This is a genomic window from Enterococcus florum, from assembly GCF_004309355.1.
In the GTDB taxonomy this organism is placed as follows: Bacteria; Bacillota; Bacilli; order Lactobacillales; family Enterococcaceae; genus Enterococcus_A; species Enterococcus_A florum.
Window position 1 is genome coordinate 28,039 of sequence record NZ_BJCC01000014.1, and the last position, 13,622, is coordinate 41,660.

Here is a 13,622-nt window from a genome sequence, read left to right on the forward strand (position 1 = left end):
TTAAAAATCATTTGTGCATTCAAAGCTAGAAATCAGACCTTGCTTTTCCCAGAAAAAAATTGATTCCATCCGAAACCAGATACCAAATAAAAGAATGGTAAAAATTGAATTAAGTATCTTGATCTGCCGCCTTCAAAAAGCAATAGATAGAGCAATGCACCTATCACTGTCAGCATAGCAATAATAATTAATTTATTTTCTTGTGCCTTTGCATATGCCATTAGCATGCCTATCAATACCAGTACCCATAAACACTGCATAATAAACTTCAGATTATTGACTCTTGAACCTTGTCTATAATAAATATCTCTTAAATAGGCCTGAATTCTATTTTCGGCTTTTTTCAACGGAATTTCTTCTGTACCATCTACACCCCAAGCAAAATCACCGCGATCTGTATTACTGAAAAATTTATTAAACAAAAATTTAAGATATCCTGAAAATCCATAATTTTGTAAACGCGATTTGATCGTTTCGATATTAAATGCTTTTTTTTCTTCCTGTGTGGGACGAGAATCCGTAGCAATACTATCTTCCTCATCATATCCTCCGCTCCCTTTAAGCCCCATCATGACAAAGTGAGTCCATGGCTTGGCTGCTTCTTCATTGTAATTGACAATATTCTGATTGTCTTTGAAGAAAGTAAAGCCTTGCATAGTTAAACCCGCACTTAAAATAAATACTAAAATTAAGATTATCTGGATCAAACTGGGGCGTTTTTTCTCCAGTATCCCTTTTAATACAGACACTATCGCTAATGCAATTATAAAAATAACAGAAGAAGGTTTGAGTAAAAAGGCACACATCACTCCCACACCTAAGAAGAATGTTATGCATAGTTTTAAATAGTTATTCTTGCTGCCTATAAGATAAGAATAAAGCAATAGTATACTACTAATCACCGGTATCATGATCGTATCCGTATATGGAACCAATATCCATGGAGAAAACATCAGGGAAATCGCACTTATGTATCCGGAAATATAGGCAATCCTTCGACCAAATAGTCTCTTTACAGCAATGAAAAATAAAATTATTCCAACATCTAACAAAATTGTATTGCCGATTTGCCAGTAGAGCCAGCTACTTCCTGGCCCAACAACAAATGAATCAGCGATTTTTTTTATCGTGTACATCAAAAAAAAGTAAAAAGAATTGTTAGGATTTAATGATAGATACCCGGAAATTGACTCCTGTGAATCAGGAAAATCCACCACTCCGGTAAAAATGCGACCCACATCCCAGCCAATGGGGACAGTGATATTTTTAAGTATAAATAGCTGGACAACTACTCCGATTAAAAACAATATTGCTGTTATCAATCCTAAACGTTTTCTTATGAACATCCCAATTAAAAGAATCTTATCTATTGCTAAATTTTGATTTTTCTTGCTAAAAAGAAAAAACATTGCCATTATTACAAAAAGGAATACGACTAAGAAAAAACCGTTTGTCAAATTTGAAAGGTTAAAATTTACTGACCGAATTGAACCGTAAATCATTAATAGCGTAAACGCTGAAAAAAAATAGGCAATCAATTGAAATAAAACTGATACTACTTTATTATTTGCTTTCATTTTTTTACCCCGTTCGTTTAGAGTGAGATAGGATTTGTCATAACGCCTCTACTTCTTTTGTCGTATTGCAAAAAATTAGTCATATTCGCCAAAGCCCAACCATAAGAAAATGGTCATTATTGGTACCCAAGCACCAATAAACAAGCTCTCTTCCATCATGGAATATATCAAAACCATAAAAAGGCCAAATAAACTACTGACCTGTAATTTTGTAAGATAATAAGGCGTATTAACAAATTTAATGATCTGGATGGATAGTGGAACAAAAACGAACACATACCCAATAATTCCATAATGAGATAGCAAGTATAAAAAACCATTATGAGGGCCTAGATTCTTAGCTGAATATAAGTAATCCCCCATTCCCAGCTGAATATAAACTGGATCACTTAACCACTTTTCAAAGATATATTTCCAAATATTCTCTCTTCCAGTAAATAAATCAACCGATGTATTTACAGCTAGATAATAAATGAGAAATGGTGCTAGGCAAAAAAATAAGATAAACGACATGATCCATTTTTGGTTTCTTTCAAAAAATTTTTTAACGAATAAATTATCTACAATAATAAAACCTAGCAGGACAATTAACGAAGTTCTAGATTGGCATATCCAAGCTCCAGCTAAACCGAGCAAATAAAATAGTACAACGAAAACATTGGCAACTCCATTCTCTAAAGATTTCAAGATAATCGTTGAAGTCATAGTAGCGAACAATATTCCGCCACCGATTGCATTGACATTGAGCCATAGTGTAGACAAAGAATTACTATTTTGTAAAATTTGTTCCCAGGTAAGTACTTTGGGTATTTCGACAAATAGTCTAACGGAAATCGCACACAGAAAAAAAGAAACGATGCCTAAGATTATCAATCTGTCAATTTCATCAAGTGGATATAACCGATAGCCAACAAGTAATAAAAGAAACACCGATACAATGAGATTGCCTTCAATAGAGGCGCTGTTTCGCAGATCCTGATTAATAGTGAAAAAGACAATTGAAAAGATCGCTAAGCCGACCAAAATCCAATCAGCAACTTGTATCCTCTTAAAATTTAGAACAACTAGAGCAATCAGTAAAATAAATAGTATTGTTCCAGTATTCCCTAATAAAAAAAGAGTAAAACTATTTTCAATACCAAAAAGCCATATCATATACGACCCAATAATCGGCAACATTAATAACATACGCTGCAATCGATTTGCCATATTTTCCATTATGTACATCCTAACCCTTTTCTCAAAATTCTTGCCAAGTAATTCTAGCAAAATTAAACTTACCGGTAATTATTTGTTTTATACATCTTAAGAGCAATTGTTTACGGTATCTTCCCTTTAAATGCTGTGCGTAAGTGAAATAAAATTTCTTTTCAGCTTTTATAATACTTGTGTATCGCTTCTCATTTAACGAACTTAAATCCAATACAGAAAGTTGATGAAATAATTTCACCTTTAAAATTTGAAGGTTCTGCTTCTCTTCAAACATTCGCCAACAAAACCAATGATCTAAATAGTCTAGAGGAAATTCTTCGTTGTATCCTTCAATACTATCGAGATAACGCTTTGACACGGCCAACCCAGAATTGATAACCATAATATTCTCACGGTAGCAGGTATCTGCTTGAGGTAAATTTCCATGTAATGGTCTGACAGTATTTGAAAAAACAGGTGATATTTGTTTCTCTCTGTCACAAACCACTGGTGCTGCTGCTGCACAATTTTCAGGTATGTTCTTAATTTCTTGGCTCAACTCTCTAAAATACTCTATGGTTAAAACTGTATCCTGATCTAGTGTGATCAACCATTGCGCACTCATGCTTCTCCAAGCGAAATTATAGGCCTTCGCTAACCCGACATTCTCATCACTATGATAGTAAACAAATCTATGATCCAACTGAGTCAAAGGAACAGCCGTTTCACTATTATCGAACACCAAAATTCGGCTGATTTCGGGAATTGAAGCTTTCGCGAGAAGCTCACTCAAACTTCTGATCGTCGGCGATTCTTTATAAGTCATTCCGTATAAAACAATCACAATATCAAACAAGCTTCTCACTCCCAAAAACGATTATTTTTTCTCAATTGCTAAAAATGACTCTAGTGCTTCTTCCCAAGTTGGAATCTCAAACCCCAATGCCTTGGTTTTGCTTAAATCCATCACAGAATACTGTGGCCGTTTTGCCTTTTGAGGATATTCTTCTGAGGTGACTGGCAATACCTCTACATCTGAATCTTTCAAAATTTCTTTTGCAAACTCGTACCAAGTACAGCTGTTTTCATTCGATAGATGATAAATTCCAAAAGGAGCTTCGTTTTCAATGACGAATGTCATAAATTCTGCGAGAGTTCTCGTCCATGTGGGACGACCAAATTGATCATTGACCACGGTCAACTGTTTGTGCGTCTCTGCCAATCGCTGCATCGTGTAAACAAAATTGTGTCCATATATCCCAAAAACCCATGAAGTTCGGATAATGTAATACTTATCTTCCATGACTTCTTGTACAGCTTGTTCACCTAACAACTTTGTACGGCCGTATTCACTTTGAGGATTCGTCGAGTCATCCACTTGGTACATTCCCTCTTTTTTGGTCCCATCGAAAACATAATCCGTACTGATATATACCAAAACAGCCCCTACACTCTTAGCTGCCAAAGCAACATTTCTGGTGCCTTCAACGTTGATTTTTTCATCGAGTTCTTTTCCCTCATCTTCTGCCTTGTCTACAGCAGTATAAGCTGCACAATGATAGATCAACTCTGGTTTCAGCTCAGAAATATAGGCCATTGTTCCTTCCGCATCTGTGATGTCCAGCACGTCAGCATCTGTTGACACATAATCGATATTCTTTTCATCTAGTAAATTTCTTAACTCTGTTCCTAATTGTCCATTTCCGCCTGTAAGCAAAATCATACGACTCTCTCCTTTAGTCTTGAGTTTGAAATGCTCTCCCAAAAAAAGGCAGGTCACCCTGCCTGAAATCTATTGTCCATTTTTCGCATAGCTTTGTTCAACAGCTTGTTTTTCAGCTTCCCACCACCCACGATTCTCTTGGTACCAGCGGATGGTGTCCGCAAGTCCATCTCGGAAGTTCGTAAATTCAGGTGTCCAACCTAGCTCATCTCGCAATTTTGTTGAATCAATCGCATAACGCAAGTCGTGACCTGGACGATCATTTACATGGTCATAAGCATCCTTGGGCTGATCCATCAATTCCAAAATCAGTTCCATCACTCGTTTATTGTTTTCTTCCCCGTCGGCACCGATCAAATAAGTTTCCCCGATCTTTCCTTTGGTAAGGATTGCCCAGACTGCAGAAGAATGGTCATTTGTGTGGATCCAGTCCCGTACATTTTTACCATCTCCATAAAGCTTAGGACGAATACCGCTCAACACATTCGTGATTTGTCGCGGGATAAATTTCTCAATATGCTGGTAGGGTCCATAGTTATTTGAACAATTGGAGATCGTTGCCTGCAAATCGAATGACCGAACCCAGGCCTTAACCAATAAATCCGACCCCGCCTTCGTAGAAGAATATGGACTTGAAGGATTATAAGGTGTTTTGTCGGTGAATTTCTCGCCGTCTCCTTCTCCATGGCCCGGCAAATCCTCTCTTAATGGCAAATCACCATAAACTTCATCTGTCGATACATGATGGTAACGCACATCGTATTTGCGACAAGCTTCAATCAATGTATACGTCCCGATAATGTTGGTTTGTACAAATGGAAACGGGTCTTTCAACGAATTGTCGTTATGAGACTCCGCTGCATAATGAACAACCGCATCTGTTTTTTTGACCAAACGTTCTACAAGTTCGGCATCAGAGATGTCGCCGACAACTAACTCCACACGATCTTCCGGCAATCCTGCCAGATTCTCTTTATTTCCAGCATAGGTCAATTTGTCTAACACTGTAACATGAACCTCTGGATGATATTTTACTACATAATGAACGAAATTCGACCCAATGAAGCCTGCTCCACCAGTCACAATGATATTTTTCATCTACTTTGCTCCTTGTTCGTCTCAACTAATTTTTGTTTATTTTTTTCCATAAACGAACGGATTTTCCGCTTCAAATTCTTTTAAAGTCGGATGCTTTTGATCCTTCTCAGAAGTAATAGCCTTATCGATCGCGATAGGCCACTCAATCGCCAAATCCGGATCATCAAACGCAATCCCGCCATCCGCTTGGGCATCATAGTAATTATCGCATTTATACATGAAGTTCACATTGGGTGTCAAGGTCATAAAACCATGTGCATACCCGCGCGGCACTAACAGTTGACGGTGGTTGGAGTCAGAAAGGATATACCCCTCCCATTGACCGTAAGTAGGACTTCCTTTGCGAATATCTACGATCACATCAAGAACGGCTCCTGTCACTACTCTGATCAATTTTGTTTGGGCCGAATCCCCTTTTTGAAAATGCAATCCTCGTAAAACACCTGGTTGAGTCGAAAGTGAATGATTGTCTTGAATAAAGTCAAAATCGATGCCGGCCTCTTTGAAATCCTTTTGTGAATAGCTTTCAGTAAAGAATCCTCGATGATCTCCAAACACTGCCGCCTCGATAATCTTTACATCTGTCAATTTGGTTTCTTTTACCACTAATTTGCCCATTACATTTCCTCTTTTGCTAAGCGTAATAAATATTGTCCATATTGGTTCTTTTTCAGTGGCTGTGCCAATTTTTTCAGTTGTTCCCTGGTGATATAGCCCATCCGATACGAAATCTCTTCTAGACAAGCAACCTTCAGATTTTGACGTTTCTCGATCGTGGAAATAAAGGTGGAAGCTTCCAGCAGTGATTCATGCGTCCCGGTGTCTAACCAAGCAAACCCTCGGCTCATCACCTCTACAGATAATTTGTTGCGGGTTAAATACTCTTTATTCACGTCCGTGATCTCAAGTTCTCCGCGCTCAGAAGGCTGAATGTTTTTCGCGATCTCCACAACATCATTGTCATAAAAATAGAGGCCAGTGACTGCGTAATTTGACTTTGGCTCTTCTGGCTTTTCTTCGATTGATACCGCCTGCATCGCTTCATTGAATTCAACGACACCAAATCGTTCCGGATCATTGACGTGATACCCGAAAACAGTCGCTCCTTCTGTTTTACCAGCTGCACGCTGCAGCATTCTAGATAAACCATCCCCGTAGTAAATGTTATCTCCCAACACTAAGCAGACACTATCTTCACCAATGAATTCCTCACCGATGATAAAAGCTTGCGCCAAGCCGTCCGGACTCTCTTGAACTGCATATTCGATATGAATACCCAAATCACTGCCGTCTCCGAACAAATCCTCAAATCGCGGAGTGTCCTGCGGAGTTGAAATAATCAAAATTTCTTTGATTCCAGCCAGCATCAATGTTGACATTGGATAATAAATCATTGGTTTATCATAAACAGGCATCAGTTGTTTTGATGTTGCTTTTGTTAATGGGTAGAGGCGAGTACCGCTGCCTCCTGCTAAAATAATTCCCTTCATCATTTACGCTCCTCACTTTTACAATACATACGGTTTTTATTATACATGATAGGGTTCCAAGAGAGAATGAAATTAAGATTTTTTTTGAACTTCCTTTAGTCTTCGTCGAACCAATCGCCAAGCATTCCAACGCCATTTTACCTGTTGCATAAACGATGCCGTTGTATTGATCTCCGTAGCATTCAACCCGTGTCGACGATAATAGACCAGTTTTTCAGGAATGAACATGACACCTTTGTTTTCATCGGCTAAAAGACCGATCCACATATCATGCATCGGCACGTCATCAGGAATTGGCAAAATTAATTTCTTAAGATCGCTGCGAAAAGCCATTCCAGCACCAATATAGCTGCTGCGCAACAAATTTTGCCAAAAACCAGTTTTAGTTTTTCGCATCTCTTGGTATGAAGAAATCAGAATCTTAAAATCATTATCAACAATGATCAGATCTGACACTACTACGGTTGCCTCAGGATTTTTTTCAAAATAGTGAATCATCACGTCTATTTTATTCTCTTTCCAAACATCGTCCTGATCACTAAAAAAAATCACAGCATTTTGACAATGTCTCATGGCATTTTCAAAATTGCTGATGACCCCTTTTCCTTGGTTGCGGTACAGTTTGATCCGTTGGTCTTGCATCTGTCGGTTTTTCAACAACTCCCACGTACCGTCCGTAGAAGCATCATCTGAAACAACTAACTCATCTTCATTATTCAATTGAGGAAGGATACTATTTAATTGTTCTTCGATAAAAGCGGCCCCGTTATACGTCGCCATACAAATCGATACAGACAACGATCTCTGCCTTTCCATTCAATCCCTCCTAAAAAAACTGCCAGCCCCACTTATTGAAGTATTTCGCCATGGACTGCAGAAAAATCAGAAAAAGCTTCTTGCTTTTCACTGCCCCACGCTCGTATAAATGGACAACCTCGTAACGAGGAGTGTACAAAGCTTTATATCCAGCCGCTTCAATTTTTCGACAGAGGTCATTATCCTCAAAATACATGAAGAATCGTTCATCGAAGCCGTCAACTTCAGAGAACCTCGCCAAGTCAACCACCATGAAACTACCTGAAATCATCCGCACATAGCTGTCTTTGGTATCAGACAACCCTCGACATTCAAACTGGGATAATCTCTTTTTAAACAGCCGCTTGACTGGTTTGAATGGTATGAATCGTAATATATAGTCAAAAACATCCAATTTGTTACGGATCAAATATTGTGTCGTTCCGTCTTCATTTAGGATTTTAGGCGCTAAAAGCGCACAATCCGGATGCTCTTTTAACAACCCAACCAAACCCATTATGAGATTCTGCTCTAAAATAATATCAGGATTAAAAATAATGGCATACGGTGTCGGTTTTGGTAGCAAGTTATAATTATGCCCAAAACCAAAGCCTTTATTTTCTTCAAAAAAAGTAATCTGGATAAATGGAAAATTCAAATAATACCTGAGCTTATCCTGGTAGTCCTTTTCTGAAGCATTGTCGAAAATCCGGATGCTTACTGTTGATGTTTCGCCAAGTGATTTGATCAGTGCATCCAAGCTCAAAAAAATTTTTTCGCTGTTATGAGTGACGATACTAATCGTTACTTCTTTTGCTTGTTTTTCCATAAAAGTGATAAGCTCTCATTTCTTAAAATATTTCTTCAATACTTGTCCACGATACTCTCTATTCCCAAAAAAGCGGAAAGTCTTCGTAATAAACTTGTATTTTTCACTGATTAATCCAATTAGTTCCAACAAGAAAGTCAAGGCAAAGCCCATCGTAAGAACTAAGACAACGGTCCCGATCCGACTCGTGTAATTGATCAAGAGTGCTGTAAAAGAAAATAAAACCGCAATTGCGTAAATCGTTAGGACGGCGCCGCGATGTGTAAATCCCAAATTTAGCAGCCGATGATGGAGATGCTGTTTATCTGCTGCGGAAATCGGCATATTTTTGGACTTTCTGCGAACCATCGCAAAAAAAGTATCTGTCACTGGAACACCTAGAATGATCAAAGGTGTGACCAGCGTGATAAAAGTAACGTTCTTCAATCCTTGCAATGAAAGAACGGCAATCATAAAGCCCAAAAACAAAGCACCCGTATCGCCTAAGTAGATTTTCGCAGGATGAAAGTTATAAGGAAAAAAACCCATAATGCTGGTTACCAAACAAAAAATAGCTAATGAAATGTACGTTGTCGAAGAATGCAAGAAAAAATAACCGATGACACCGATCGTCGTTAAGCCAATGATCGAAACTCCAGAGGCCAAGCCATCCAGTCCATCAATTAAATTCACTGCATTAGTAATGCCAAAAATCCAAAAAATAGTGGCCGGCAAGCTCCACCACCCTAAATGAATCAATCCCACTACAGGCAGTGTAAGGACATCGAAACGAACATTGTCAGCAAAAAAATAAATGATCAACGCCGCAATCAGTATTCCTAAACTTTTCTGTCTTGGATTCAACTCAAACTTATCATCCAACACACCGGTGACCACAATCACACAGCCACCAGCTAAAATCGGCAGTATGTAGCTTTGAGGAATCACGTGCCTGAAAAGAAACAAAGAAGAGATCGCAAACGTGATAAAAATTGGCAATCCACCTGCACTGGGCATCGGAACCTCATTGATTCGTCGTGCATTGGGTTTGTCTACTAACCCTGTCTGAACGGAAATAATTTTAAAAATTGGCGTTAAAATCAACGCCAATACAATTGTTAAAAAATACCTAATAATCAATCCCAATGAGATTAACACGTGTGCCACCTGCCCCTTTTCTCAAAAATATTATATCGAATTGAGAAATCATTACAACCGTACTATAAAATATTTAAAAAAGTTACTAGTCTTTTTCACTTTTTTTCTTAAAAGCTTTACGTTTGAAAAAACGCAGGATCTTCTGGAATCGATTACGCCCTTCCTTCACTTCTCTACCCGTCTGAAACTCTTGAAGTGTCACATTGATGATTCCACCAAAAATGACCAGAGTAGCCGCAAAATTCAGCCACAGCATTAAGACAATGAAACTTCCGATGATTTGATACCCAGAGATACTTCTGGCAAAAGTACGTGCATATAAGCCAAATCCCTGTGTCAATACCATCCAACCGATTGTGGTGGTTGCTGTACCAGGCAATGTATATTTGAAGGGTACACGAGCATTTGGAATCACCATATACAAGGCACTCAAAATAAGCAATAGGCCCACTACAGTTACAGGCCAGCGAAGCGTAGTAAAAATATCGATATACTCTGTTGAAAACCCTAGCAGAGGCTGCAGCGCATCCATCACGACTTGACCAATACTAAAGAATAAGGCAACTCCAATAATCGCAACTAGTAAAACCGCAACCATTCCTACAGAAACGATTCGACTAATTACAAAATTTCCTCGATCCTCAACCCCATAGGCTCGATTAAGGGCTGTTTGCAATGCATTGACTCCTTTACTGGCTGACCACAACGCTGCCAGTACTGAAATCGACAGCAAGCCGCCAGAATTGTTGGACAACAAGTTTTCGATTGCTGGCTTTAAAAAATTATAGATCTCCATAGGAATAATTTCGCGCACATAAGGCAAAACTGTTTCAGGAGTAATATCTAAATAAGGAAGTAGATTGCCAATGACAATCAGCAACGGAAAAAAAGACAACAACAAATAATAGGCGACCACCACTGAACGGCCGCCTATTTCTGTTTCTGTAATATGCTTTTGAATGGATTCAATGAATCGCATCAGTTTCTCATTGCTTTGAATTTTCTTTATTAAACCCATAAATTATCCTCAAATGTTTAGTAAGTTCCTTCTTCGTCCTGAGAGGTCAATAAAATCGGTCCCTCTTTAGTAATGGCCAAAGTGTGCTCGTATTGGCAGCTTAAACCGCCATCTCTTGTATAGGCGGTCCAACCATTAGGATCCATCTTCATTTGCCAATCGCCAGTATTGATCATCGGTTCGATCGTAATCACCATGCCTTCTCGCAAACGCAAGCCCTTGCCAGCTTCACCATAGTGAGGGATCGCGGGTTCTTCATGGATCGTTGGTCCAATGCCGTGACCTACAAAGTCACGTACAACAGAGAATCCTTCACCTTCTGCATAAGTCTGAATCGCATGTCCGATATCGCCGATCCGATTGCCGACCTGTGCCTGCTCGATTCCAATGTATAAGGCTTTTTTAGTGACCTCCATTAAACGTTGCACATCTGACGTTGCTTCTCCTACTGCATAAGCCCAACAAGAATCTGACATGGCCCCTTTATATTCCACACACATATCGACCTTGATCAAATCGCCTTTTTTTAACGGCTTTCTACGAGGAAAACCATGACAAATTTCATCGTTGATGCTGATACAAGTGGCATATTCATAGCCTTCAAATCCGATTTGCGCAGCTTTTCCGCCACGACTCTCAATAAACGTTCTAACAAAATTCTCGATTTCCATACTGGTAATTCCAGGTTTTATAAAGTCGCGTAAATGACGATGGACATCTGCCAATAATTCGCCAGATTCCTTCATCATATCAATTTCTCTAGGTGATTTTAATGTGATCATGTTCTCGTCTCCTTTTTCATCTTTCCTATTTTAACATATCACTATAAAGCGAACAAATGCTTAAGAAGTGATTAGAAGAAACATTTCCTTTTTTCTGCTAGTTTGGTATAATCACTTTTGAAATTGATACAGTCACCTTTATTCTGGGAATTTTTAGGAGGAATTTTTTTTGACCTTAGCCAAAATAGTCTATGCCAGCATGACTGGAAACACAGAGGAAATCGCTGACATCGTTGCAGAGGCTTTTGAAAATTTAGATATTGAAGTCGAAGTAGAGGAATGCACACAAGTCGAAGCAGAAGACTTTGAGAATGCTGACATTTGTGTTGTTGCCACGTACACGTATGGTGAGGGCGACTTACCTGACGAAATCGTGGACTTGTATGAAGAATTACAGGAACTTGATTTGAGTGGTAAAACCTATGGTGTTTGTGGATCTGGAGACACATTTTATGAATTCTACTGCAAATCAGTAGATGATTTTGATGCAGCTTTCGCGAAAACTGGCGCAAGCAAAGGTACTGAAAACGTCAAAGTTGAAATGGCTCCTGAGGAAGAGGACATTGAAAAATTGGAAGTTTTTGCGAAAACACTTGTCGAAGCCGCTTCTTAAAAAACAATGCTGGTCCTTTTTAGGATCGGCATTTTTTGTGTAAACATTTGGTCTGTCTCATTTCATAAAACGTGATATGATAAGTAAAATGAATGGAGGAATGGCTATGGTACTGCCTAATTTCAAAGAAAACTTAGAAAAATACGCTCGTCTGATCAACGAGGTTGGAATCAATACTCAACCATCTGATACAGTGGTAGTTTATGCTAGTGTTGAGCAAGCACCGCTCGCTCGATTGGTTACGCAGCAAGCTTATGATTTAGGAGCTGCTGAAGTGATCGTGCAATGGAATGACGACATCGTTCAAAAAGAATTTCTTTCTAACGCTGCGGAGGCTCGCTTAACGACGGTTCCAGAATACAAAAAAGCGGAGGCCGCAGACTTTGCAGAACGTCGAGTCAGCAGAATCAGCATCGTCTCCTCAAACCCAGACGCTCTTTTGGGTGTTGATACCAACCGAGTGGCCGCCTATCAAGCTGCTCGAGGACAAGCTCTTAAGCCGGTTATGCAAGCAACACAATCGAATAAGCTCCGTTGGACCGTGGTTGCAGCGGCCAGTCCTGCCTGGGCAAAAAAGGTCTTCCCTGAGTTGCCTGCCACTGAAGAACAAGTGGATGCTTTGTGGGATGAAATTTTCAAAACAACCCGAATCTATCACGCAGACCCAGTAAAGGCATGGAGAGAACATGATCAAACGATGCGTGAACAGGCGAATCGACTAAATCGGGAACAATTCACAGCGTTGCATTATACTGCTCCAGGAACAGATTTAATGATCGGACTTCCGAAGAACCACATCTGGGAAGGTGCAGGCAGTTTTGCCGCCGATGGAAATGAATTCATGGCAAATATGCCCACAGAAGAAGTTTTTACGGCACCTGACCGAAATCGGGTAGACGGTTATATTACCAGCACTAAGCCGTTAAGTTATGCAGGAACTACACTGCTGGACATGAAATTTACGTTTAAGGACGGCAAAGTGATCGAGCATTCTGCCAAAGAGGGAGAAGCAGTACTGACTTCATTGCTGGATACAGATGAGGGAGCACGGCATTTAGGTGAAGTCGCTTTGGTTCCCGATCCTTCTCCAATCTCTCAATCAGGTATCACCTTTTATAATACCCTATTCGATGAAAATGCTTCGAATCATTTGGCCTTAGGTGCAGCCTATCCTTTCAGTGTTGAAGGCGGCACTGAAATGACCGAAGATGAGCTGTCCGCTGCTGGTCTCAACAGCAGTCAAACCCATGTTGATTTTATGGTCGGTTCATCAGAAATGGCGATCGACGGTATTCGCGCTGATGGCACCCGTGTTCCTGTTTTCCGCAACGGGGATTGGGCACAATAAAAAACTGCTCCGCAACTCATC

General features: G+C 39.5%; 14 protein-coding genes. 2 read left to right on the forward strand and 12 right to left on the reverse strand.

Annotated features, from left to right (window positions below; genetic code table 11):
* Positions 1 to 32: 32 nt before the first annotated feature.
* The 12 genes from NRIC_RS09005 to map all read right to left on the reverse strand — a co-directional run bounded on the left by NRIC_RS09005 (position 33) and on the right by map (position 11,640).
* Entirely contained in the window at positions 33 to 1,577 is a 1,545-nt protein-coding gene (locus NRIC_RS09005) for a glycosyltransferase-like membrane protein (RefSeq protein WP_146622371.1), read from the reverse strand.
* A 75-nt stretch (positions 1,578 to 1,652) separates the two neighbouring features.
* Entirely contained in the window at positions 1,653 to 2,795 is a 1,143-nt protein-coding gene (locus tag NRIC_RS09010) for an EpaQ family protein (RefSeq protein ID WP_146622372.1), read from the reverse strand.
* Between the two features lie 22 nt (positions 2,796 to 2,817).
* Positions 2,818 to 3,624, reverse strand: a complete 807-nt coding sequence (locus tag NRIC_RS09015; RefSeq protein ID WP_146622373.1) for a glycosyltransferase — start codon at positions 3,622 to 3,624, stop codon at positions 2,818 to 2,820.
* Positions 3,625 to 3,645: 21 nt separating this feature from the next.
* Entirely contained in the window at positions 3,646 to 4,491 is an 846-nt protein-coding gene (rfbD, locus tag NRIC_RS09020) for a dTDP-4-dehydrorhamnose reductase (RefSeq protein WP_146622374.1), read from the reverse strand.
* A 69-nt stretch (positions 4,492 to 4,560) separates the two neighbouring features.
* Positions 4,561 to 5,589 carry a dTDP-glucose 4,6-dehydratase gene (gene rfbB, locus NRIC_RS09025; protein ID WP_146622375.1) on the reverse strand — a complete coding sequence of 343 codons (1,029 nt, stop codon included), beginning with the start codon at positions 5,587 to 5,589 and terminating at the stop codon, positions 4,561 to 4,563.
* A gap of 36 nt (positions 5,590 to 5,625) precedes the next feature.
* Positions 5,626 to 6,207 carry a dTDP-4-dehydrorhamnose 3,5-epimerase gene (gene rfbC, locus NRIC_RS09030; protein WP_146622376.1) on the reverse strand — a complete coding sequence of 194 codons (582 nt, stop codon included), beginning with the start codon at positions 6,205 to 6,207 and terminating at the stop codon, positions 5,626 to 5,628.
* Complete coding sequence (rfbA, locus tag NRIC_RS09035) at positions 6,207 to 7,079, reverse strand: glucose-1-phosphate thymidylyltransferase RfbA (protein ID WP_146622377.1); 873 nt, start codon at positions 7,077 to 7,079, stop codon at positions 6,207 to 6,209. Before rfbA ends, rfbC begins: the two co-directional genes overlap by 1 nt.
* Before the next feature lie 72 nt (positions 7,080 to 7,151).
* Entirely contained in the window at positions 7,152 to 7,895 is a 744-nt protein-coding gene (locus NRIC_RS09040; protein ID WP_146622378.1) for a glycosyltransferase family 2 protein, read from the reverse strand.
* A gap of 10 nt (positions 7,896 to 7,905) precedes the next feature.
* Positions 7,906 to 8,703, reverse strand: a complete 798-nt coding sequence (locus tag NRIC_RS09045; protein ID WP_146622379.1) for a glycosyltransferase family protein — start codon at positions 8,701 to 8,703, stop codon at positions 7,906 to 7,908.
* A 15-nt stretch (positions 8,704 to 8,718) separates the two neighbouring features.
* A complete protein-coding gene (locus NRIC_RS09050; RefSeq protein ID WP_146622380.1) occupies positions 8,719 to 9,840 on the reverse strand; it encodes an MraY family glycosyltransferase in 1,122 nt (373 codons plus the stop codon).
* 85 nt (positions 9,841 to 9,925) lie between these two features.
* Positions 9,926 to 10,858, reverse strand: a complete 933-nt coding sequence (locus NRIC_RS09055) for a YihY/virulence factor BrkB family protein (RefSeq protein ID WP_146622381.1) — start codon at positions 10,856 to 10,858, stop codon at positions 9,926 to 9,928.
* A gap of 17 nt (positions 10,859 to 10,875) precedes the next feature.
* Positions 10,876 to 11,640 carry a type I methionyl aminopeptidase gene (map, locus tag NRIC_RS09060; RefSeq protein WP_146622382.1) on the reverse strand — a complete coding sequence of 255 codons (765 nt, stop codon included), beginning with the start codon at positions 11,638 to 11,640 and terminating at the stop codon, positions 10,876 to 10,878.
* A 169-nt stretch (positions 11,641 to 11,809) separates the two neighbouring features.
* Between map and NRIC_RS09065 the strand changes: the two genes are divergently transcribed.
* Entirely contained in the window at positions 11,810 to 12,253 is a 444-nt protein-coding gene (locus NRIC_RS09065) for a flavodoxin (RefSeq protein WP_146622383.1), read from the forward strand.
* Positions 12,254 to 12,359: 106 nt separating this feature from the next.
* Complete coding sequence (locus NRIC_RS09070; protein ID WP_146622384.1) at positions 12,360 to 13,601, forward strand: aminopeptidase; 1,242 nt, start codon at positions 12,360 to 12,362, stop codon at positions 13,599 to 13,601.
* Positions 13,602 to 13,622 lie beyond the last annotated feature (21 nt).